A 24,088-nucleotide genomic window follows, 5' to 3' on the forward strand; every position below is an offset into this window, starting at 1 on the left:
TTTTTGGGAAAGTTACCCTCTTTATGAAGTTGAAACCGGGGCAACCACGGGGGGATTGCCCCTACAAAAACGAATTACTCGCAACGCGAGACTAAGAAATCAGCCGGATAATGAAGCTGTTAAGTATAATTTAGGAAAGAACACTAAATTTTGATATTTTTATGCAAACACCACAAAGTGAACAAATACCGGGAACTTTAATACAAAGTCTTTATGAAACAGATTTTTATGCTTGGACTCAGGAACAAGCAAAACTCCTCAAACATCGAGAATGGAGTCAAATTGACCTACCTAATTTAATCGAGGAGATTGAGTCATTGGGAAAACAACAACGCGCCGAATTAAGAAACCGCTTGAGTATTTTGATTGGACATTTGCTTAAATGGGAATATCAAGTATCAAAAAGAAGTCGCAGTTGGGTGAATACAGTTTGCATCCAGCGTATCGATATATTAGAGTTACTCAAAGAGAATCCAAGTCTCCAACCTTACCTACAAGAAGCTCTCCAGACAGCTTACATCAAAGGAATGGCATTAGCTTCTGGAGAAACAAATCTGCCGCGAAAAACTTTTCCAGAGAATTGTCAGTATACGTTAGAAGAAATTTTTAGCGAGGATTTTTACCCTGGTGAACCGACAACAGATGATGTGATGGAATGAGAGCGATATTAGTTTTTGAATTAGGGCGAGCGCGCTTTGGTTTTTTCGTTAGGGCGAGCTTTGAACATTAGTCACACATTCAACAGCTTGAATCACTTACAACTACACCATTAATTTATAGCAATCGCCAAGGCAGACGTAAACAGGAAGTAGTCCCGAATCATGCGATCGCGAAACTCATGCCCAAACCCTACCTTTTGGCAAATTGCAGGTTGGCCCACTCCAGATCGGCATCTTCTAGATTAGTACCACGCAGGTCGGCATAACTCAGGTCGGCAGAAGTAAAGTCGGTTTTACTAAGGTTGGCATCACGCAGGTCGGCATTAGGCAGCTCGGCATTAGGCAGCTCGGCCTGACTCAGGTTGGCACTACGCAGGTCGGCACTACGCAGGTCGGCTCCAGGCAAGTAGGCATTACCCAGGTTGGCATTTTGCAGGTTGGCATTTTGCAGGTTGGTATTTTGCAGGTAGGCAAGGTGCAGGTTGGCCTTACTCAGATTGGCACTACTCAGGTTTGCACCATCCAGTTTGGCCGTAACCAGGTCGGCACCATTCAGTTTGGCATCACGCAGGTCGGCACCATTCAGTTTGGCACCATGCAGGTTGGCACCACGCAGGTCGGCATCGCTCAGGTCGGCACCGCTCAGGTCGGCATTAGGTCCGATTTTCGCTAAGGCAAGTGGATCAGCCATGAGGTTTCAGTATTTAATATTTATTGCTAATGCTGTTAAGTAAAACTCAGATGTAAACAGTTATACGCCCTGCTATCTCCCCTTTGTAGACATCTGAATAAATGCCTTTCACCGTTCTGAAAAAGTCAACGGCTAAACGAACCACTTGTCAGGGGTTTTACCCCCATATACTATATATAAACAGTATATATCTCCTGCCATCTATTTCATCAAGAGCTCAGGCAGTTTTTGCCCTATATCCTCGATCACATAATCAGAAAAACTCGAAGCAAAATGCCTACCTCCACTCTTCATTTGGTAGCCAGATTGCCGTAATTGGTTATTATACCAATAATGAACATGGTTGTGATCTGGATCAGACTCACTGGTAGGTGCTACCAGGAAGCCTATTACAAGACCTGATGATGTATCAACGTTAAACTTAACTTGATACCCAGGCAATTCAGAGTAAGTATTCCAAGTTCTTGGCCAAACTCGATCTCTTCCCATAAATCACCTCCTAATTTTTTTCCATCCTAGACCGATCGCACAAAAAATGTAAAGGAAAAAAAGTTGGAAAAAGTTGGAACTTCCTAAAATGGGGATGCGAAGCTCAAAAAGTTGGAAAAAGTTGGAAAAAGTTTGGTATAGTAACCATACCTATCTCACCATGCCACCTATGGACAGTCCTCAGATATTGCAATTTGTCGATGAAGCTGTCTATACCAACACAGGTAAACGTCTAAATAACTTGCAGCGGAGGATTATCGCAGGAATACTGAATCGTCAAAGATATGCTGACGTTGCAGAAACTTATGGTTATAGCTCCCAGCACGTTAAAAAAGCCAGTTACGAGCTTTTGCAAATGTTATCTGAAGTGTTTGGCGAACCTGTCAAAAAAAGTAATCTTGAATCCGTTATAGAAAGGCAAATAAATCATAATATAAATCTTGGTAATAAAAATACTTTTAAAAATAGTAACAAAATTAGCTACATTAACAAGTGTCCTAATCCTTCTACTCCTACCCCCGATAAAAGTCAGCCGAAAAATCCCGACTTGCAGCAGAAAAGCCAAAATCAAACTAAGATTGAAACAATTGATAAATTACGGCAGTTTGGCTTGAGCGACCAACAAATTGCCGAAGCGCTAGATCTACCTTTAGAGCAGGTTAAACGGGTGGAATTAGATGATCCAAAATCCCTGTAATAAAGGTTGCGCCATCAAATGTGACAGGTTTAATCGGCGATCGCGCAGCTTCCAGATTTGCTGGCAGTTCCTTTGTACCGAGATGCCAGCGGTATGCTCCAAGGGCGATCGCGCCAACCAGGCCAACTACAAGCGCGAGGATAATTAGTACGATCGCCGATCGCCACATGGTAATTCCTCTTGATACCTAAAAACGAGTTAATCAAGCGGGAGTCTTAAACCCATCGACCAACTACAACTCTCACCGTTCCATCTGCCAAAGTTTCCTCTTCTTCAACATGAAAACCCTCTGACTCCACCGCCGCCATCAAACTTTTGCGCGCGTATTTTTGACTAATTGAATTGATAAATTCCTGCTGATTAATTCGAGCGCCCCAAAAATCCGCCACCAATTCGTAATCCTCTCCGCTGCGGCGAAAACCCAAATCGTAACCATTGGATTGCCGAATCACGTACTCGGCATTAATTTTGTCACCCCGATAACCCCGTACCTGCACATTGGACTCTACTTGATAACCCAACTCTTCCAACACTTGATGCAGCAGTTCGCCGTTCTTGATCTGAACCTTGATAGTTGTGAAGTGTGACATATCACTTTCGGATTTTTGTGTAAAACGCTGATTTGATTATAATAGCATAAACAGCACCAGTCAAGAAGTTAGAACTTGCGCTATTCAACCCGCTTTATACGAGAAATATGGGGTTGGGCAGGATAGCATCTGCACATAAACTCGGTTTCTGGCGGTTTTGTGTCCAGCGTCGTGTAATTAGCAAATTTTAAGTTTTAAATTGATACCATACCGAGAGAAAAAAGCAACTTTAGGCAAGCTCCCAACCCTTAGGCAATCATTGTTTCCCAATTCTTCAATCTAAAATCCAAAATCTAAAATCTAAAATCGTATGATGGCCGACAATTCTAACCCACCTAGAGAATATGATGCCGTCCTCGGCGGCCAAAGTCAAATCCCGATCGCCGGCGCAGTTTTGGGAGGTATGGCCGGGGTCAAGCAGCGCTTCAACAGCCCTAGTATCGAGTCGCGGATTGCCGCCGTTAAAGATGCTCCTAAATACGGAGGCGCTGGTTTAAATTTAGCAATTGAGGCGCTGCTTGACCCCGCAGCAGAAGTGCAGCGAGTTGCCTATTTAATTTTGCGCTCTAGGACAGAACCTCTAGTGCGTCAAGCTTTAAAAGACTTTGTGCCTTACAAGCTTTTTGACTGCATCCGCACGGTCAAAACTGGGACAAATGTTGCGATTAGTCCCGGAGGATATTACACGGCGAGTTTGCACGGGAAAATTATTAGAATTTGCGATGTAGATACAGGAGAAATACTCTATACTGTTGACAAGTATCCCCGCGCTCAAGAAAATTTTGTGCTTTGCAAAGAAAGCGAAGTGTTTGTGAGGAGCAGAAATACTCCAAAACACCGCGCGATCGAAATTTGGCAGGGAGGAGAATTGCGGCATACTTCCCTCGGACATGAAGGGGAAATTAGCGCAATTGTCGTCAGTCCCGACAGTCAAGTTATCGCCACCGGTTCGGCAGATACTACTATCAAAATTTGGAATTTAGAGACGGGAAAGTTAATCTGTACTTTTGGCAGTCTTTTAACTTGGGGCTCTCATAAAGCAGGAATTGTTAGTCTTGCTTTTAGCCCGATCGCACACACTCTCGCTAGCAGCAGTTCTGACGGTACAATTAAACTGTGGAACCTCCGCAGCAGAGAATGCTCCCAAACAATTAAGGGTTATGCGAATTGTCTGGCTATCAGTCCAGACGGGCAGACTTTGGCTACGGGTGGCTGGGACAGAAACATTCAACTGCGACAGCTATCGAATCCAGATAGTTCAATCACATTGGCCGGGCATTTTAACTCAATAAACGCGATCGCCTTTAGTCCCGACGGACGCACTGTTGTCAGTGCTAGTGCGGATAGTAATATCAAATTTTGGAATGCCAGTACCGGCGAAAATATTCACACTCTCAGCGGACATCTAAACTCTGTTACTGGTCTTACTTTTAGCAGCGATGGTGAAACTATTATCAGCGCCAGTATAGACAAAACTGTCCAAATTTGGGGAGTTAATTGAAGGAAGAAGGAAGTTCGGCAACGGATTCTGTAACGGATGTAGCGGATGGAAGAAATAGAGAATAGCGAATAGGGAATAGGGAAGAAGGAATAAGGCAGAAAGAAGAGGGAATCGACCTCATGATTTTCACAAATTAAGTACCTCCTAACCATTCAGGCGCTGGCTATATTTACAAATTCCAGATTCCAGATTCCTCGGTGCGTGAATCTACGCAAACAAATATAATAAATTTACAATCTCCGTTCTTGTGCAAGCCGAGGATTGCGGAACTTCTTTTTGCACTCCTACAAATAGTTACCGTAAAAATACCGACTGGCAGGCATTATGCAGCTTATTATCAATTTGTGAACTGTCCCCCGAAAGCCTGAGCGAGCCGCAATTTCTGAATCCTTTAAAGTAGCTTTAATATATCGCATATTGGTGTGATGAGTATTCCTGCTAATTGTAATATTTGACTTAAAAAGTTTATGCTTAAAAGATAGGCTGGGGTTAAATATACAGTGCGCCCTAGAGTAACCATGTCACACTGCAACCAATCCCTCTGTCGTTCCCGCCATTTCGCAGAAATGTGCGATACTGCTGCCAGTTGGCAGCAAAAAGCCGATCGACTAACGGTAGAATTAAACACCACTCAGGATCTGCTTCACGCAGAAATCGATCGGCTCAAACAAGCCAACGAAACCCTTCACGCCGCTGTCAGTTGTGCCCCAATTTTCCTGTGGGCAACAGACAGAGAAGGCAAGTTAACCCTTGCAGCAGGGAAAGGATTAGAAAATTTGGGACTCAAACTAGGTGCAACTGTCGGGCTATCGATTTTTGAAGTTTACAGCAGCCAGCCAGATATCTTAGAAAATATTGCCCAGGTATTAGCAGGAAACGATCGTACTTGGAACGTCCGAGAGAGACATTTTCTCCACGAAATTCGATCATCAGCGCTGCGAGATGGAAACGGCGAAGTGGTTGGGGCAGTGGGTGTTTCTACTGAAATTACCGAGCGCGAACAGTTGATCGCAACTCTGGAAACGGCAAATCAAGAATTACAAGAGAGACTTCAGCAGCAGACGGCAGTCTTCAATGCAGCGCTTGCCGAAAGCGAAAAAAAGTACCGCAACCTCGTAGAAACCTCCCAAGAATTGATTTGGTCGATCAATATTCAAGGGCTCTTGACTTTTGTCAATTCCGCCGCCAAACGCATCTACGGTTACGAACCGCCAGAAATGATCGGACGCAGCTTCACCGATTTTTTAGTTCCCGAGCAAAAAACTAGACCAATAGAAATATGTGCACAACTTTTAGCGAGAACTAAAATTCAGTCACAAATCGCTAATTCTCCTTACGAAACAGTACACATTCGCAAAGACGGTACTCCCGTCTACCTGCGCGTCAACAGCATCGTCAACCAAGCGGAAAACGGCGCTATTTTAGGCTTGTGCGGAACGGCGACAGATATTAGCGATCGCAAGCGCTCGGAAGAAGCACTCCAAGAAGCTACAGACCAACTTCGGGCCGTGTTGGATGCCGTGCCCGGACTGATTTCTTGGATCAGTTCAGATTTGCGGTATATTGGAGTCAACCAGCACTTAGCAACCTCGTTCAACCTGTCTCCTGAAACCTTTGTAGGTCAAGAAATCAACTTTCTCGACAAAGGCTCGACTTTTGGAGAACTGATCCGAAACTTTTTTAACAGTTCATGTCAGCAAACCTGGCAAGAAATAGAAATAGAAATTAACGGTTCCGTCCGCAACTATTTGATAGTAGCTCAGAAATATCATCAGGGAACCGCAGCAGTTTCAGTAGGGATAGACATTACCGACCGCAAATGCGCCGAAGCTCAAAAAACCCAATTAATCGCTTCTTTGCAAGAGTCGGAACGCAAATTCCGCAGCCTTTACGAAGCCACCAGCGACGCAGTAATGCTACTGGAAGAAGACGAAATTTTTGACTGCAACCACGCCACCATAACCCTCTTTGGGTGCAGGAATAAAGAGCAGTTTTACGGTAAAAAATTAAGCCAATTTTCGCCGCAATTTCAGCCGATTGGACAAGACTCATCCAGTCTAGCAGCACAGAGAATATCGACAGCAATGAAAACAGGTAGCTGTCGCTTTGACTGGTTACACAAACGGTTAGACGGTTCAGAATTTCCCGCTGAAGTGCTGTTAAATGCAATGGAAATTAACGGGAAAAAAGTAATTCAAGCAGTAGTGCGGGACATTACAGATCGCAAGCGCGACGAGGATGGCATCAAAGCATCCCTTGCAGAAAAAGAAGTTCTACTCAAAGAAATTCACCACCGCGTCAAAAACAACCTCCAAGTTATTTCCAGTTTGCTCAAACTTCAGTCCCGCTACATCCAAGACAGCCGCGTTAGCGAAATGTTAAAAGAAAGCCAAAATCGAGTCAGCTCAATGGCTCTGGTTCACGAACAATTGTATCAATCCAAAGACTTGTCAAAAATTGACTTTGCTGAATATATCCAAAATCTCGCCCACAATTTATTCCAAGCTTATGAAACTCATGCAGAATGCGTTAATTTAGAAACAAATATTATGCCGTGTTTTCTCAATATTGATACGGCAGTTCCTTGCGGATTAATTATTAATGAACTTGTGACAAATGCCCTTAAATATGCTTTTAAAGGACAAATAAAAGGTAAAATTAACATAGATTTTTATTTAAATAAAAACCTATTTTGCGTCCTAAGCGTGAGCGACAGCGGAATTGGTTTTCCTCAAGACTTAGATTATCGAAAAGCCCGAACTTTGGGTTTGCGACTGGTCGGGTCTTTAGTCAAGCTGATCCGGGGCAAAATAGAGCTCTTAGACACTGCTGGCACGAATTTTAAAATAACCTTTCCCCAACCCAAATACACTCATAGGAGAGAATTTAGTGTCCCAGAAAAAAATTTTGATAGTTGAAGACGAGAGCATCGTTGCGGAAGACATTTCCGACAGTTTAATCTCTCTAGGATATAGAATAACTGGTATGGTCTATTCGGGAGAAGAAGCGATTGAATCGGCAGCCAAATTCCGACCCGATTTAGTTTTGATGGATGTTAACTTGCAAGGAGAAATAGACGGTATTACCGCAGCCGAAGAAATTCGTTCGCGATTTCAAATTCCAGTAGTTTATCTGACAGCTTATGCCGATGAAAATACTTTGCGACGAGTCAATAGTACAAAACCGTTCGGCTATATTGTCAAGCCATTTGAAGAAAAAAACTTGCACACAACTATTCAACTCGCCCTCTACCGACATCAGTATGACAGCTTGACCAATCTGCCGAATCGTTCATTGTTGCGAGAAAAGTTAAGCCGAATATTAGATGGTCAAAAAGAATTGTCAGGAGTCGTTCCGCTTGTCACGCTTAGCTTAGATAAAATCAACCGCATTAACAGTACCTTGGGACACGATATCGGCGACTCTGTGCTTTGTACCATCGCCCAGCGGCTAAGTAACTGCATGGAAAACATTGATATTGTTGCTCGCTTGGAAGCTGCCGAATTTGCGCTGATTTTCAAACCTGTTGAAGAAAAACAGGATGTGGCTAACATTGCTCAAAACATTTTAGATATTGTATCCCAAGGCATGATTGTCAAAGATTGCGAAGTCTATGTCACTGCTAGTATGGGGATCTGTTTGTATCCAGGGGACGGCATCGACGGAGATGAAATGCTGAAAAATGCTTATATAGCAATGTATCAATCTCAGCTAGAAGGCGGTAACACTTATCATTTTTACAGTGCAAAAAATGCCAGTTATTTCATCAATATACTTCTTCAAGAAACTTCCCTGCGCCATGCTTTAAAAAGTTCAGAATTTGAAGTATACTATCAGCCGCAAATTGAAATTAAAACAGGTAAAATGATTGGTGCTGAAGCTTTGGTGCGCTGGAATCATCCAGAACGGGGGCGAGTTTCCCCGGGGGAATTTATTCCAATGGCTGAAGAAATGGGCTTGATTGCACCGTTGGGCGAATGGGTATTAGAGACTGCTTGCAGGCAAGCTCAAACATGGCAAAGAGCAGGTTTGCCGCCCCTGCGAGTGGCAGTTAACGTGTCAGCCCGTCAATTCGAGCGCAAAAATTTCACGGAAAGAGTCAGGGAGATATTAACAGAAACTGGTCTCGATCCCAAGTGTTTGGAATTAGAACTGACGGAAAGTCTGGTTTTGCAAGACGAAATAGCAGCAGCTAAAGCTTTTACGGTGTGGAGGGATCTGGGGATTAGGATAGCAATTGATGATTTTGGGACGGGATATTCTTCTTTGAGTTATCCAAAACGCTTTCCATTTGATGCGATAAAAATTGACAAGAGTTTTATTCGGGATATTGCAGACGATCGCCAAAATGCAGCGATTACAGTAGCTATTATTCAAATGGCACACTGCATGAACATGAGGGTGGTTGCTGAGGGGGTAGAAAATGAGCAGGAACTAGATTTTTTGTGCGATCGCGAGTGCGACGAAATTCAAGGTTATTTTTTCAGCCAGCCTTTGCCAAGGGCTGAGTTTGAAGCGCTGCTCAAAAGCGATAAGTGCTGGGAGTTATGCTGCAGGAAGAAGGAAGCAGCAACTTTAAACTCAGGTTTCAGCAAACAAGAAACTCCTAATCGTCTTGGCAGTTTCTATAAAATAGGATAATGGGTAATGGGTAATGGGTAATTTTCCCTAATTACTGATGACTAATGATTAATTCAAAAGATCCGCTCGCCCAACCAACCGTCCCAGCCACAGCCCGAAACCCGAAGTAGCCACCAACAGGATAAACGTATAAAGCCCGCTGCCGTTGTGGCTCAACCTTTCTGCAGCTACCATCCGCGCCACAACTCCAGCAATAATGCCGATCGCAGCCCAAGCCCCATAAACAGTCTTAGACCCGGCGATAGCGAAAGCTTGGACGATCGCCCCCGAACCCGCCCCAGCCCACACCCCACCCCACGCCCCAATCCCCAGCCCGATCGCACCTCCGAGCCCGACGGGGCCGTCAGAATTCCCACCTACTTCCGCCGCCAGCCCGCACGTCAAGCCGACAATCGCCCAACACACGGCCGCCGCCAACACCTTAACCCAATTCCCAGAATCTGTTCCCGCCATCAATCCCACCACTGTCACCACTCCCCCTACACCCAAAACAGCAGCCACAGCCCGCGACTCGGCCTCGGAACTGGCGATCGCCCCCAAACCAGCCCCAACGGCGCCCCAAGCAGCCCCTGTTTCCATTCCTCCCGCCTGAAAACCGGCGATCGACCCCCCCACCGCCCCACCTAAAACTAACGCTGCCAGCCACACTCTAGGCGTTGCCGAACCCTCCGCCAGCAAAATCGCGACCCACAGCCAATCGGCACCACAAATTAAAGCCCACATCCACAGCGGGGCGGCTGATCTCGTCAAAATCCAACCGGTCAAAGCGTAACTCGCCACGGCGATTGCCAGCGGCCACCAAGGGAAGCTTGAATAGTGTTGAGATGGCCGCACTTCCCTCGGCGCGCTTCGCGGTTGTGAGTATTGAGTTGAAAATTCTTTTTTCCTTTTCGAGGTAAGCTTTCGATAGTGTTGAGATGGCCGTGCTTCCCTCGCCACGCTTCGCCCTGGTTGCTTTCTGCCCCGCCACGCTTGACGGCTGTGAGTGGTAAATCGTTTCTTGCTTGAAGAGTTCTTTTGAGTTTGAAATTTTTTGGAGGCGGTTTTTGGGCGGGTTTGACTGCGCTGGGAACCAGGCCTAGCCACTGATTTTCGAGAAGGCCTTCTCAGCGGCTTTTCCGGCGCAGGCGGCGGTGGCTGCGGAAACTGTTTTTCGATCGACCCCGATGATTCAGGCTGACTCAGAAACAACACCAACTGCTGGTAAGCTTCATTAATTTCTGTTAATCTTTGGTGAGCTTTTTGTTGCAGGCGGTCATTGTTGGCAAACCGATCGGGATGCCACACAAACGCTAAATCCCTGTAAGCGCGCTTAATTTCTTCTAAGGAAGCTCCAGGCTCAATTTCGAGGATTTCGTAGCATCGATTAATGTCAGCCATAGGCTTCGATCTGCAGGTGTTTGTAAATTCGCGTGAAGCGAAGCTATCCGGTAGGGAATCCCACTTAACATCTTCTACTATTCTCAGCCAAGCTGCACAGTAAGCCGAGACCCCCTCAACTGTCAACCGTTCTCAAGTCTCTCGGCCATCCTTCCGGTCGATCAATGCCGACTGACAACTGAGTACAATGAGAAAATCCTTTCGTGCGATCGGTAACTGTGTCTGTGTCGGCAAATCAAGCTCCCATCTTCATCTTAGTTGACGGTCACTCCCTGGCCTTTCGCTCCTACTTCGCCTTTGCCAAAAGTCGAGATGGGGGTTTGCGAACTACGACGGGCATTCCCACCAGCGTCTGTTTTGGCTTTCTCAAGTCGCTACTGGAAGTAATGGCGGCCCACGACCCCCAGTACATGGCGATCGCCTTTGACCTCGCCACACCCACATTTCGCCACGAAGCAGACGACACCTACAAAGCCGGTCGAGCCGAAACACCGGAAGATTTTAAGCCGGATATCAAAAACCTGCAAGAATTGCTCACCTATTTGAATTTACCTGCAATAACTGCTCCCGGTTTTGAGGCGGACGATGTTTTGGGAACTTTGGCAAACAAAGCCAGCGCGGCCGGTTATCAGGTCAAAATCCTCACGGGCGATCGAGATTTGTTTCAATTAGTAGACACCGAAAAACAAATCGGCGTATTATATTTGAGTACCGATGAACTCAGGCGATCGGGCAAAGGCAAATCCCAAGAATACGGCCCGGAAGCAGTCAAAGAAAAACTCGGCATTTTGCCAGAACAAGTAGTAGATTACAAAGCCCTCTGCGGCGACAAATCCGACAACATCCCCGGAGTTAAAGGCATCGGCGACAAAACCGCCCTGCAATTGCTGGAAGCTTACAATTCCCTCGACGGCATTTATGCAGCCATCGACGAGATTAAAGGAGCAACTAAGAAAAAGCTAGAAGAAGGCAAAGAAGCTGCTTATCATTCTCAACGCATGGCGACAATTGTCCAAGACGTGCCCTTGGAAGTAGACTTAGAAAATTGCCAGCTCAAAGGTTTTGATGAAGCAGCCTTGATCCCGATGCTGGAAAAATTAGAATTTAAGACATTTTTAAGCAAAGTAAAACAAATTCAAAAAAGGTTCGGCGGTGTAGAAGAAACCGTAGTAGAAAAGGGCGTAGAAGACACAGTAGAAAAGAGTGTAGAAGCCACAGTAGAAAAGGGCGAACCCGATGCCCACCCCACAATAGATAAGTCACCTGCAACTTCTGAAAGTTCCGAAGACGATGCGTTGTGGTTTTTTAGTCCCGCAGAAACCCTAGCCGCGCAGCAGGAAAACAAACTGCCAATTAAACCCCGAATAATTCAAACAACCGAACAGTTAAACGAATTAGTCCAACTGCTGCAAACCTTCACCGACAAAGCCTCACCCGTGGCGTGGGATACCGAAACCACCGCCATCGAACCGCGAGACGCCGAATTAGTCGGAATTGGCTGCTGTTGGGGAACAGGCGAAGAGGATGTTGCTTACATTCCCACGGGACATAAAACGGGCAAAAACTTGGATAAAGCCACAGTTTTAAATGCTTTGCGTTCGATTTTGGAAAGCGAGAATTATCCGAAGGCGCTGCAAAATGCTAAGTTCGATCGATCGATCCTGCGCTGTCAGGGAATCAAACTAGCCGGAGTCGTCTTCGACACCATGCTAGCCAGTTACGTACTCAATCCCGAAACCAGCCACAGCCTCAGCGAATTGTCAAGGCACTACTTAAAAATTGTTGGCAAAACTTACAATGAATTAGTGCCGAAAAACAAAACAATTGCTGACATTAGCATTCGAGAAGTAGCCGACTACTGCGGCATGGATGTTCACACCACATTTCAGTTAGTAGGTAAACTGAGAAGTGAATTAGATAAAGCTGACGAACATAACTTTCCCGATAAATCTTTGCACAAGTTGCTGCTGGAAGTAGAACAGCCCCTAGAACCTGTTTTAGCAGAAATGGAATTCTGCGGAATTCGCATTGATTCAGCTTACCTGCAAGAACTATCGCAACAGCTAGAAAAGAGCTTAAAAGAAATAGAAGAAAAGACTTATCAAGCAGCGGGGAGAAAGTTTAATTTAGGTTCCCCAAAACAACTCAGCGAGATATTGTTAGAAAAAATCCCGGATGAGTTTCAGAAAAAGTCTCGCAAAACGAAGACGGGATACTCTACAGACGCCGCTGTTTTGGATAAATTGCAAGGAGACCACCCGATTGTAGACGATTTATTAGAACACCGAACATTATCCAAGTTGAAATCAACTTATGTCGATGCTTTGCCACAGTTAGTGCGTGCAGAAACCGGGCGAGTGCATACAGATTTCAACCAAACTGCAACTGGTACGGGAAGGCTTTCTTCTTCCAATCCAAATTTACAAAATATTCCCATCCGCACCGAGTTTTCGCGACAAATTCGCAAGGCTTTTTTGCCGGAAGAAGGTTGGCTGATGGTGTCGGCTGACTATTCTCAAATTGAACTTCGAATTTTGGCTCACTTGAGTCAAGAACCTGTGTTAATAGAAGCTTACCAAAATAACCGAGATGTGCATACCGTAACGGCTCAACTGCTGTTTGAAAAAGAGGAAGTAACGCCAGACGAAAGACGGTTTGGCAAAACGATTAATTTTGGGGTAATTTACGGTATGGGGGCGATTAAGTTTGGGCGCTCGATGGGCAAAACTTCAGCAGACGGGAAAGAGTTTATTAAGCGATTTAACGAGCGTTACATTAAGGTTTTTGAATTTTTGGAGAAAGTAAAAAAAGAGGCGATCGCCCTCGGATACGTTACCACAATTCTAGGCCGCCGCCGCTATTTAAAATTCGAGAGCGAAAGCCTCCTCGACTTAAAAGGCCGCAATCCCCAAGACATTCACTCGGATAGACTTAAATCTGTCAGCAGAGATGACGCCCAATCTTTGCGGGCCGCAGCCAACGCTCCCATTCAAGGCTCTAGTGCTGATATCATTAAACTTGCCATGATTGAAGTACACAAAATTTTGCAAAACTATCAGGCGCGGCTGCTGCTGCAAGTTCACGATGAATTAATCTTTGAAGTACCTCCCGATGAATGGGAAGAATTGCAACCGAAAATTAGAACTGCGATGGAAAATGCTCTGCCACTTAGCGTACCGCTGATAGTTGACATCCACGCTGGGAAAAATTGGATGGAAACTAAATAAAACAGAGAAATATGAGCCCAACAAAAATCCCCCTTTTCCCAACAATAAAAACCTTAAGTGCAGTTGCTCTGCTATTGCTACTATTCGGGTGTCCACAAAAGTTAGCGCCCAACAACTATGCTGTCAAGCGAGTCAGCGACGGCGACACCCTTGTCGCCAGCGATAGCGCCGGAAAAGATATCAAAGTGCGTTTTGCCTGTGTAGATGCACCGGAAGTCGCGCACACAAATGCTGAGAAAAATAGCAAAGCATCAGCACTAAAAAATCAATTTAAGTGGGGAAATTTAGCGCACCAAAGAATGCAGCAGCTCGTCAAAAAAGGGGGGGGTCGCGTTGTCTTGACCGTCACCGATACTGACCGCTACGGCCGCAAAGTTAGCGAAGTTCGTTTGCCAAACGGCACATTTGCCCAAGAAGTTTTGATCCGCGAAGGATTAGCAATGGTTTACCGTCCTTACTTGAAAAACTGTCCGAGTGCCAGTGTTTTGGAACAAGCGGAAGCCGAAGCTAAGAAAAAGCGTCGCGGCGTTTGGGGAGATTCTAAGTTTGTTCCTGCGTGGAAATTTCGGAAGAGTGATAAATGATCGGAAGAAGGAAGTTAGGCAATGGATTGTAGAAGGGATTTAACGGATTTAACGGAGGGATCTTGAGTAGGGACACGGCAATGCCGTGTCCTTACGGTTCGCTTTGAATTTTAATAATTGGTATAAGATTGAGGATGGTAGCAAGACTTTTTTAAATTTGTATTATGTTGTTGACAGGGAATCTGGGAACCTGTATCAGAGATTTACAGTCTTGGACAGATTCAGGTCTTGTTAAACCCGGTCTCTACTATAAATCGTAGCTTGAGCTGCGAGGCATCCGCCCAGAAACCTGGTTTCTAGATACTGATGGCGATCGTCCTAATTTAGTACAATACAATCAGGACGAGGTTCTGCTCCTACGCTCTGCAATCTGTGGAGTTTCGGCGATAGCTGACGCCAGATTCATCTCAAACCAGACTTGAGTTCGATCGCACTTTTCTCCGACCTGTTTTTTCGGAAAAGTCAACAAATGTGATAGGCTCCAGATAAACTAATAGACTGCTGACAAAAGCGGTCTATTGCAATCACCCAAAATTAACTTTAAGGGACATCAATGAATTTCAAACATCTGGTTATTTCCGGTCTTGCGCTGATCCTCGGTACTGCAATTGTAGGAAATGCGATTGCTCAAGAACTGACCGACAACCAAAAAACGGTTATTTGTCGCTTGAAAACAGAAGTTGACCAGCGGAAAGGCAACGGTCAAAAATTAGTATTTGTGCCGTTGCTGGGCCAAGTTCGCAAGCAAGTTTCATCTCCTTTTAGAGCGACGTTGCATCCTAATGTGGAGTATGTTTTTGTTGCCACTTGCGACGGAAATTGCCAGGATTTAAGCCTAGCTCTCAAGGATGCAAGCGGTCAGGAAGTCGCTGTCAGTCAAAAAACAGGCGAACTGGCGTCAATCTCTTTTACTCCCCCATCCCAAGGCGAATATCAAATCAGTGCTAAACCGGGCGAATGCACGACTGCAGAGGGTTGCAGTTACGGCCTGGGAATCTTCGTTCCTGCCTCTGCCAACGTACCTAATGCTTCAAGAATTCCTGCGGAGATAGCACAATTTCGACTTTGCCAGTAGGGGAACAGCGAGAGAGTTGTGGGTTGCGAGTAGAGTAGAGTTTTCAATCAGAAATCTAACTCATAACTTGCAACTTATAACTCGCGACTTATATCGCAACCACGCCCGACGGTGAGTACGTTCTTAATGACTGAAACCATGTCTTTGACTGCTTCTTCCTTCTTGCTTTTTTTACTCTGAGCGACTTGCCCGCTCGTATCGCCGAAGGGAAGGGAGCCGAAGGCAGCCGAAGAGCCTTATTCCTTCTGCTATAACTTGTTACGCATAACTCCTCCAAAGTGTCAAGCCGATCGAGCTGTGGAACCCTGCAAAGACCCCATAACTGCCGAAACCTGACTTGAAGCCAGAACTTTATTTACCCTCAGGCAGGCATCAATTAGAATATAGATGGTGCCTCTCAAAGGTGACGAGTACATTGCCCATGTCTTTAACCTTAGCTTTGAAAAATCAACTGCAGAACCCTCCTCAAATAGGCGTGAAAAGTCTGTTGGGCCGCTTAGGTATCAGGCAGAAAATCGGCTGCGGATACGCCTTGGTCCTTGGTATTGCCGTTTTAGGTGCTGTGGCGGGACGGGGAGTAGAATCCTATCACAAACAGCAAGTTAGAGAAAAACTAGCGATCGACCGAGAGAAAGCGGAAATCCTGACAAACCTCAATAACACGGTGCAGGAAGTCAGAATTCAGCAGCAAGAGCTGGCGAGTCTGACGGCCAAACCGCAAATTTTCGATCGCCAACGCTCGGAATTCCTGACTCGCGTTGCTCAGATGAGCGGCATCCTCGAACAACTGCAAGCCCCGTCGCAGACGAAGAATCCCGAGATTGCCAAAGACTACCAACAGCTTCAACAGTTCGCTCAAGTCAACGGCAAAACCGTAGAATCATACTTTCAACAAGTACAAAAAATGTTGGCTACTGCGAAATTATCTGCTTTGAATCCGAAGCAGCAGCAGGCATTGGGGCAGAACTTGAACAATTTTGTGGCGGGCGAAACTGCTTTGAAACTCAAAGAGTTTTCCGAGGATTCAGCCCAACTGGCCGGCCAATTTCGCGAGAAAGCAGACGAGGCATTTAGAACCTACGAAAATGCCGAAAAACTCGGAACTCTCATTCTCGTTGGCTCTCTCTTGATATCAGGTGCGATCGCAGCAATTCTAGCAGCATACACCAGCGGGGCGATCGCTCGCTCCCTAGAAGCCACCACCCTCATCGCTCAGCGAGTCACAGAAGAATCGAACTTTGATTTGCAAGTACCCGTCACTACTTCCGACGAAGTGGGAATGCTAGCAATTTCCCTCAACGAACTGATCCAAAGAGTAGCGGAATACACAGAAGAATTGCACGAAGCAAAAGTAGCCGCCGAAGCTGCCAACCGCTCCAAAAGTGCATTTCTCGCGAACATGAGCCACGAACTCCGCACCCCCCTCAATGCCATCATTAACTACAGCGAAATGCTGCAAGAAGATGCTCAAGATTCCGGTTCCGAAGATTTTCTCCCCGACTTAGAAAAAATTCAAACTGCAGGCAAACACCTGCTGGATATGATCAGCGACATCCTCGACATTTCCAAAATAGAAGCCGGTCACGTCACCCTTTATTTGGAAAACTTCGACGTGGCGACCATGATTGAAGAAGTGATGACTACGGCTCAACCGCTAGTAGAGAAAAAAGGCAATGCTTTAGCACTGAAAACCAAAGGCGAACTCGGCACAATGTACGCCGACCAACCGAAAGTGCGGCAAATTCTCCTCAATTTGCTCAGCAATGCTGCCAAATTTACCGAAAAAGGCGTCATTACTATCGGCGTCGAAAGAATTATAATTGAAAAATCAAGACCGGCGAAACAAAATAAAAATAATGATTTTTACTCGGGTTCAAACTACAGTTCTCAAGTGTTAATTTTTAGAGTCAGCGACACCGGCATTGGGATGACAAACGAGCAATTAGAGCAGATATTTAAACCTTTTATTCAAGCTGATGCCTCGACTACCCGCAAGTACGGAGGCACGGGTTTGGGATTGACAATTAGCCAGCGTTTGTGTCAAATTCTCGGCGGCGAAATTAGCGTCGAAAGCGAGGACGGTAAAGGTTCAACTTTTATTGTCAGTCTCCCGGAACGGGTGGTAATGCAGGCATAAAGTCAGGCAAGATAGGGATTTTGACACGGATACACGGATTAAGGATTGAGCATTCGTCAATAGTCAGGAGGCAGATATTCAAGGAAAAAGAAAGAGGGAAGAAGGAAGAGGGAAATTTTAAAATCTATTGATATAGCAACCGCCAAGGCGGTTAGGGCATAAAGTGTAAATAGCCCCAATTGCCGTGCGATCGCAAAACCCATCTCCAAAGTTGTACTCTTCAATATCAATACTTGGGACAATTTTTGATTGCCAACCCTAGAATAAGGGTTTCAAGGCTTCAAGGCAATCAAGCTACCAAGGGAAAATTGAGGGTTTCAGACTACGAAATAAAAACATCCAGACTATTGAAATATTCAGGGCTTATGAATATTACTCGCGTCTCAGTTGACTCAGCAGGCAATCAGGGCAATCAAAGCCCATTCTCCTTCTCCTCTCCTTCCATTTCGCCCGACGGGCGGTTTGTGGCATTTGAGTCTTATGCCACCAACCTCGTGCCGGGGGATACTAACCGTAGCCGGGACATCTTCGTGCGGGACACGCTCACCAATACCATCACCCGCGTCTCAGTTGACTCAGCAGGCAATCAGGCGAATGCAGACTCCTTCCGCCCCTCCATCTCAACCGACGGGAGGTTTGTGGCGTTTGATTCAGATGCCACAAACCTCGTGCCGGGGGATACTAACGATAACGCTGACATCTTCCTGCGGGACACGCTCACCAATACCACCACCCGCGTCTCTGTAGACTCAGCAGGCAATCAGGCGGACACTGAGCTGTACAAGGGTTCCGGCTTCCCCTCCATCTCAGCCGACGGGAGGTTTGTGGCGTTTTATTCAGCTTCCGCCGACTTTGTGCCCGGGGATACTAACGCCACCTACGACATCTTCGTGCGGGACACGCTCACCAATACCACCACCCGCGTCTCTCTAGATTCCGCAGGCAATCAGGGGAACGATACCTCCGTATCCATAGGCAGCATCTCAATCAGCGGGTCTTTCAGCCCCTCCATCTCAGCCGACGGGCGGTTTGTAGCGTTTCATTCATATTCCTCCAACCTCGTGCCGGGGGATACTAACGACACCTACGACATCTTTGTGCGGGACACGCTCACCAATACCACCACCCGCTTGTCAGTAGATTCAGCAGACAATCAGGCGAACGGTGGCTCCGGCACCCCTTCCATCTCAGGCGACGGTCGGTTTGTGGCGTTTAATTCAGATGCCACCAACCTTGTGCCGGGGGATACTAACGAAAAGACAGACATCTTCGTGCGGGACACGCTCACCAATACCACCACCCGCGTTTCTGTAGATTCTGCAGGCAATCAGGGAAACAATGACTCCTTCGACCCCTCCATCTCTGCAGATGGGCACAGAGTAGCGTTTGATTCAGAGGCTTCCAACCTCGTGCCGGGAGATACTAACAATACCTTCGATGTCTTTGTTTCTGACATCGGCAACACTCCAGGCAATAACCCTCCTAATAACAACATCAACGGCACGGACGGCAACGACATCCTGAGTGGCATCAGCGGCAACGATATCATCAACGGTGTGGAAGGGAATGACGTACTCACCGGTTTGCGGGGCAACGATATCCTTGTCGGGGGCGACGGCAGGGATGTCCTCAATGGTGGCAAAGGTTTTGACACTCTCAACGGCGGTTTGGGAAACGATATTCTAGTCGGCGGCGGGGGCAACGATGTCTTTGTTTTAGGTGCCGGGTTGGGAGTTGATACGATCGCTGATTTCGTCAAGTCTCAAGATACCGTGCAATTAATCAATGGTTTGACCTTCCGACAGCTATCAATTTCGCCGGGAACTGACGGCACATTAATTACAGTAGCTGGCAGCGGTGAAGTTTTAGCTTCTTTGATAGGTATTGCTCCCAATCTCATCGGTTCTGAAGATTTCATCTCGGTCTAGAGATAGTAAAGTGGTCATTTGTGAAATCACTTTTACTCAGGGAACATGATTAAAATTGGCCAACAATCTTTGGCATTAAGAGGCACAGTTATTGCATTTTCGCAACCTATTTTTACCGCTTGCTTCACAATAAAGCAACAGCGAACTGAGCAAACTTCAATTTTTCTGAGAAGCCCAAAAATGGTTGTTGCCGATCGCAGAGACTGTTTCTCGATCGGCAACAACCCCGCCAATCTGTCTTGTCCGAACCTCCGCCGCCCCTTTTACCGTCGTTGGAGCGTGTAATCGAACAGTTTTTGAAATTTGGCCTTAAACTTGTTTACTGCCAACACTTGTGACAGGACAGGTGGTGGTGATGGATAATGCCACGTTTCATAAAGGTGGTCGAATTGAGGAATTGATTCAAAGTGTAGGGTGTAGATTGTTGTATTTACCGCCGTACTCCCCTGATTTGAACAGAATTGAACAAAGAAGAGTCTTGGTCGGGGAGTCGCATCCGCAAACAATTAGATCGGGAGAGATTGTTTACGCGATGCGACCCTTGGAGGTCCTACGCCTTGCCTCCGGCGCCGACCAAAGCGGTTGCTATATATCAATTATCAAAATAAAGAATAATTAACAACCCGATCGGGAGTGACGCACAGACTCTATCTGTAGGTGCGCCGCGTGTACCTTAGAGATAGGGGTTCTGCGTAAGTTTTGATAATTCCCAGGTCAAAACCTGGGAATATAGCAAGCCTAAAGAACAAAGCCTTGTACAACAGTAGTTTTCAAGACTCCTTCAAAAGTGCGTTCTGTCTTGTCCACCAGGACAACGACATTGCGCCCGTTCGGAGACAAACGAACTTCTCGGATTGAATAAGAGAACACCCAATCTTGAAAATTGTTCAGCGAGCCGAGGACACGCTGCCGACCGTTATGATTAATTACAAGACGCATTGCCGCGCTTTCTTTGCCAGGAGAAGCAGTTTTTTGCCGCTGTTCCAGACGAATTTGTAAAGGCTTTGCTGTATTGACTTTGACGGCGACTGTCTCGCTTCCATTGGCTCCGGGAGTACGAGAAATAATGTTCAGTTTAGTTCCACCTTGAGGAGGAGTTAACTTCAAACTTTCCCTGCTATTCCAACTTTTTTTAAGCAAGTCATCTTCTGCCATTTTAGTGCTTTTATTCGAGTCTGGCTCGCCATATTGAGTTTGGATACACCCATTTTTGATGCAGGAATTTGCAGCAACTTTGACAATTTGCAATTTTGCTTTGGGAATTCCCGCTCCTGTATCTCTGGAACTTTCTAGATACAAGTAGTAATTGCTGTCGGCGGAAAAACCAGACATCCGGTGTGCGGCACGCCAGGTACTTGCCAAAGCTTCAGGGGCGACTGCCATCGCGGCACTTGCTATAATACCTAACGAAATTAAAGGTAAAATTTTCATAGCTATATTGTCCTGTTCTGAGAGTTATAGCGGCTGTTATTGATGCGTAAAACAATAACGCTTTGGGTTTAGCTATAGGACTGTGACGCTTCTCAAGTCCTCTCTCCTATTTACATGAGTGTTTCTCAATTTTCCGCAAGAGACTGTTTAAGAATGTGCAGTTTTTTCAAGTGGCACTAGAAAGCATTTTTAATGTGAGAGTTGCTTTTATCCAAGAGTGCAACTTTTAGGGGCGACAGTTTGCTTTTGGCTGCCAGAGACTGCGACAAAGGACGGAAATACCTATCTACAGATAGGGGAACACCGATCCGCCCCCCCTCCGCAACTCCCTAAAATGACAATTGTACGGGCGAGCGAGCAATTGCCCCTACAGCAGCCATCATTTTCAATTCAGGGAATTAAAATTTATGCAACCGAATAATCCAAACCAATTTACAGAAAAAGCCTGGGAAGCCCTCGCGCGCACCCCCGAAATCGTCAAAGCAGGTCAGCAGCAGCAGCTAGAAAGCGAACATTTGATGAAAGCTTTGCTGGAACAAGAATCGGGGCTCGCTAGCAGCTTATTTAACAAAGCGGGAGTTTCTGTAGCAAAATTGCGCGATCGCACTGATGAGTTTATCAGCCGCCAGCCGAAAATCTCAGGAAGCGGCGGCAACGTTTATCTAGGTCGTTCTCTCGACACTTTGCTCGATCGCGCCGAAACTTATCGCAAAGACTACGGCGATGAATTTATTTCGATCGAGCATTTGATACTAGGTTACGTTAAGGACGATCGTTTTGGCAAAAACCTACTACAAGAATTTAAACTAGATGAAGGCAAGCTCAAAGATATCATTACCCAAGTCCGGGGGAAGAACAAAGTGACCGATCAAAATCCAGAAGGCAAATACGAAGCGCTGGAAAAATACGGCCGAGATTTGACTGAAGCCGCGCGTCAAGGCAAACTCGATCCGGTAATCGGACGGGATGACGAAATCCGCCGCACGATTCAAATTTTGAGCCGTCGCACCAAAAATAATCCGGTATTGATTGGGGAACCGGGAGTCGGCAAAACTGCGATCGCCGAAGGACTCGCCCAGCGAATTATCACCGGAGATGTGCCGCAATCTCTCAAAGACAGACAATTAATTAGCTTAGATATGGGCGCGTTAATTGCCGGCGCAAAATTCCGGGGAGAATTTGAAGAACGCTTGAAAGCGGTACTCAAAGAAGTGATGGATAGTAACGGCAAAGTCATCTTATTTATTGATGAAATTCACACCGTTGTCGGTGCCGGCGCAACTCAAGGCTCGATGGATGCCGGCAACTTGCTAAAACCCATGTTAGCGAGGGGAGAATTGCGCTGTATCGGCGCTACAACTCTCGACGAATACCGCAAGTACCTCGAAAAAGATGCGGCACTAGAACGCCGTTTTCAACAAGTTTATGTTGACCAGCCGACAGTTGAAGATACTGTCTCGATTTTGCGGGGCTTGAAAGAACGCTACGAAGTTCACCACGGCGTGAAAATTTCTGACAGCGCCCTAGTGGCGGCGGCTACTTTGTCTACTCGATATATTAGCGATCGCTTTCTGCCAGACAAAGCCATTGACTTGGTGGACGAAGCAGCCGCTAAACTCAAAATGGAGATTACCTCCAAGCCGGAAGAACTAGACGAAATCGACCGCAGGATTTTGCAGCTAGAAATGGAAAGACTGTCGCTGCAAAAAGAAAGTAACTCTGCTTCGATAGAACGCTTGGAAAGACTGGAAAAAGACTTAGCCAACTTCAAGGAACAGCAAAACGCTTTGAATGCCCAGTGGCAATCGGAAAAAGGTGTCATCGGCAGCATTCAAAAGATTAAAGAACAGATTGATAAGGTGAATATTGAAATTCAGCAAGCTGAATTAAAATATGACCTGAACCGCGCTGCTGAGTTGAAATACGGCACGTTAACTCAGTTGCAAAAACAACTGCAAGAAGCAGAATCTCAACTGACAGCAACTCAAACCACAGGTCAAACTCTGCTGCGGGAAGAAGTCACCGAATCCGACATTGCGGAGATTATTTCTAAGTGGACGGGAATTCCGATCAGCAAGTTGGTTGAATCGGAAATGCAGAAACTTCTGCACTTGGAAGATGAACTGCACAAGCGGGTAATCGGACAGGATGAAGCGGTGACGGCGGTTGCAGATGCAATTCAGCGATCGCGCGCAGGTTTAGCCGACCCAAATCGTCCGGTTGCGAGTTTTATCTTCCTCGGCCCCACGGGTGTGGGTAAAACCGAATTAGCCAAAGCATTAGCGTCTTATCTGTTCGACACGGAAGAAGCGATCGTGCGAATTGATATGTCGGAATACATGGAGAAACACGCGGTTTCGCGGTTAATTGGTGCGCCTCCGGGATACGTCGGCTACGATGAAGGCGGACAATTAACGGAGGCTGTGCGCCGCCGTCCTTACTCCGTCATTCTATTTGATGAAATCGAGAAAGCGCACCCTGATGTATTCAACATCATGCTGCAAATTCTGGATGACGGCCGCGTTACCGATGCTCAAGGTCACACGGTAGACTTTAAGAATTCTGTGATTATTATGACCTCGAATGTCGGCTCTCAATACATTTTAGATGTGGCGGGAGATAACGAACAAATGCGGAGTCGGGTGATGGAAGCGATGCGCGGAACTTTCCGCCCGGAATTCTTGAACCGGATTGATGAGATGATTATCTTCCACGGTTTGAGTAAGACCGAACTGCGGCAGATTGTGCTGTTGCAAGTGAAGCGCTTGGAAAAACGGTTAGCCGATCGCAAAATGTCTCTGAAGCTGTCGGAATCTGCGATCGACTTCTTAGCAGAAATTGGTTACGATCCGGTTTACGGTGCGCGGCCATTGAAGCGGGGAATTCAACGCGAGTTGGAAACGCAAATGGCGAAGGGTATTTTGCGGGGAGATTTTGCTGACAGCGATACCATTTTTGTGGATATCGAGAATGAAAGGTTGGCGTTTAAGCGACTGCCGGCACAGTTGGTGACTGCGAAATAATTTAAGTTAAGTAGGGTGGGCTGCGGCCCACCTTA

16 protein-coding genes and 1 pseudogene are annotated in these 24,088 nt (G+C 46.2%); 12 read left to right on the plus strand and 5 right to left on the minus strand.

The genetic code is table 11. The annotated features are described in order from the left end of the window. Positions 1-161: 161 nt before the first annotated feature. A complete protein-coding gene (locus tag QUA47_RS06035; RefSeq protein WP_333430066.1) occupies positions 162-659 on the plus strand; it encodes a DUF29 domain-containing protein in 498 nt (165 codons plus the stop codon). Positions 660-849: 190 nt separating this feature from the next. On the opposite strand, the gene QUA47_RS06040 is transcribed toward QUA47_RS06035, so the two are convergent. Then, on the minus strand, positions 850-1,350 hold the full coding sequence (locus QUA47_RS06040; RefSeq protein ID WP_333430067.1) for a pentapeptide repeat-containing protein: 501 nt from the start codon (positions 1,348-1,350) through the stop codon (positions 850-852). A gap of 562 nt (positions 1,351-1,912) precedes the next feature. Here QUA47_RS06040 and QUA47_RS06045 point away from each other — a divergent pair. After that, on the plus strand, positions 1,913-2,536 hold the full coding sequence (locus QUA47_RS06045) for a hypothetical protein (protein WP_333430068.1): 624 nt from the start codon (positions 1,913-1,915) through the stop codon (positions 2,534-2,536). 29 nt (positions 2,537-2,565) lie between these two features. Here QUA47_RS06045 and QUA47_RS06050 read toward each other — a convergent pair whose 3' ends face one another. Both QUA47_RS06050 and QUA47_RS06055 read right to left on the minus strand, forming a co-directional pair. Continuing rightward, the gene (locus QUA47_RS06050; protein ID WP_333430069.1) at positions 2,566-2,742 is read right to left on the minus strand and encodes a hypothetical protein; all 177 of its coding nucleotides are present in this window, start codon (positions 2,740-2,742) and stop codon (positions 2,566-2,568) included. A 9-nt stretch (positions 2,743-2,751) separates the two neighbouring features. After that, positions 2,752-3,126: a DUF1257 domain-containing protein gene (locus QUA47_RS06055; protein WP_333430070.1), complete on the minus strand. Its 375-nt coding sequence runs from the start codon at positions 3,124-3,126 to the stop codon at positions 2,752-2,754. 310 nt (positions 3,127-3,436) lie between these two features. On the opposite strand from QUA47_RS06055, the gene QUA47_RS06060 reads away from it, so the two are divergent. The 3 genes from QUA47_RS06060 (at position 3,437) to QUA47_RS06070 (ending at position 9,268) form a co-directional block, all read left to right on the plus strand. Then, on the plus strand, positions 3,437-4,627 hold the full coding sequence (locus QUA47_RS06060) for a WD40 repeat domain-containing protein (protein ID WP_333430071.1): 1,191 nt from the start codon (positions 3,437-3,439) through the stop codon (positions 4,625-4,627). Positions 4,628-5,145: 518 nt separating this feature from the next. After that, positions 5,146-7,545: a PAS domain S-box protein gene (locus tag QUA47_RS06065; protein ID WP_333430072.1), complete on the plus strand. Its 2,400-nt coding sequence runs from the start codon at positions 5,146-5,148 to the stop codon at positions 7,543-7,545. Further along, the gene (locus QUA47_RS06070) at positions 7,517-9,268 is read left to right on the plus strand and encodes an EAL domain-containing protein (RefSeq protein ID WP_333430073.1); all 1,752 of its coding nucleotides are present in this window, start codon (positions 7,517-7,519) and stop codon (positions 9,266-9,268) included. Before QUA47_RS06065 ends, QUA47_RS06070 begins: the two co-directional genes overlap by 29 nt. A 48-nt stretch (positions 9,269-9,316) precedes the next feature. Here QUA47_RS06070 and QUA47_RS06075 read toward each other — a convergent pair whose 3' ends face one another. Next, on the minus strand, positions 9,317-10,648 hold the full coding sequence (locus tag QUA47_RS06075; protein ID WP_333430074.1) for a J domain-containing protein: 1,332 nt from the start codon (positions 10,646-10,648) through the stop codon (positions 9,317-9,319). A gap of 203 nt (positions 10,649-10,851) precedes the next feature. Between QUA47_RS06075 and polA the strand changes: the two genes are divergently transcribed. From polA to QUA47_RS30930, 6 genes and pseudogenes are all read left to right on the plus strand, one after another. After that, positions 10,852-13,875: a DNA polymerase I gene (gene polA / locus QUA47_RS06080; RefSeq protein ID WP_333430075.1), complete on the plus strand. Its 3,024-nt coding sequence runs from the start codon at positions 10,852-10,854 to the stop codon at positions 13,873-13,875. A gap of 11 nt (positions 13,876-13,886) precedes the next feature. Then, positions 13,887-14,459, plus strand: coding sequence for a thermonuclease family protein (locus QUA47_RS06085; RefSeq protein WP_333430076.1), 573 nt, complete (start codon positions 13,887-13,889; stop codon positions 14,457-14,459). 553 nt (positions 14,460-15,012) lie between these two features. Then, positions 15,013-15,534 carry a hypothetical protein gene (locus tag QUA47_RS06090; RefSeq protein ID WP_333430077.1) on the plus strand — a complete coding sequence of 174 codons (522 nt, stop codon included), beginning with the start codon at positions 15,013-15,015 and terminating at the stop codon, positions 15,532-15,534. 421 nt (positions 15,535-15,955) lie between these two features. Then, positions 15,956-17,671 carry an ATP-binding protein gene (locus QUA47_RS06095; protein WP_190662893.1) on the plus strand — a complete coding sequence of 572 codons (1,716 nt, stop codon included), beginning with the start codon at positions 15,956-15,958 and terminating at the stop codon, positions 17,669-17,671. 365 nt (positions 17,672-18,036) lie between these two features. After that, a complete protein-coding gene (locus QUA47_RS06100; protein ID WP_333430078.1) occupies positions 18,037-19,599 on the plus strand; it encodes a calcium-binding protein in 1,563 nt (520 codons plus the stop codon). 256 nt (positions 19,600-19,855) lie between these two features. Beyond that, positions 19,856-20,207 (plus strand): annotated as a pseudogene (locus QUA47_RS30930) (transposase); the annotation flags it as partial. Positions 20,208-20,337: 130 nt separating this feature from the next. Here the strand turns inward: QUA47_RS30930 and QUA47_RS06110 are convergent. Then, on the minus strand, positions 20,338-21,030 hold the full coding sequence (locus QUA47_RS06110; RefSeq protein WP_333430079.1) for a DUF2259 domain-containing protein: 693 nt from the start codon (positions 21,028-21,030) through the stop codon (positions 20,338-20,340). Between the two features lie 407 nt (positions 21,031-21,437). Between QUA47_RS06110 and clpB the strand changes: the two genes are divergently transcribed. Further along, positions 21,438-24,053 carry an ATP-dependent chaperone ClpB gene (clpB, locus tag QUA47_RS06115; protein WP_333430080.1) on the plus strand — a complete coding sequence of 872 codons (2,616 nt, stop codon included), beginning with the start codon at positions 21,438-21,440 and terminating at the stop codon, positions 24,051-24,053. The last annotated feature ends 35 nt before the right edge of the window (positions 24,054-24,088 follow it).

Source organism: Microcoleus sp. MON2_D5, assembly GCF_036701905.1.
Classification (GTDB): domain Bacteria; phylum Cyanobacteriota; class Cyanobacteriia; order Cyanobacteriales; family Microcoleaceae; genus Microcoleus.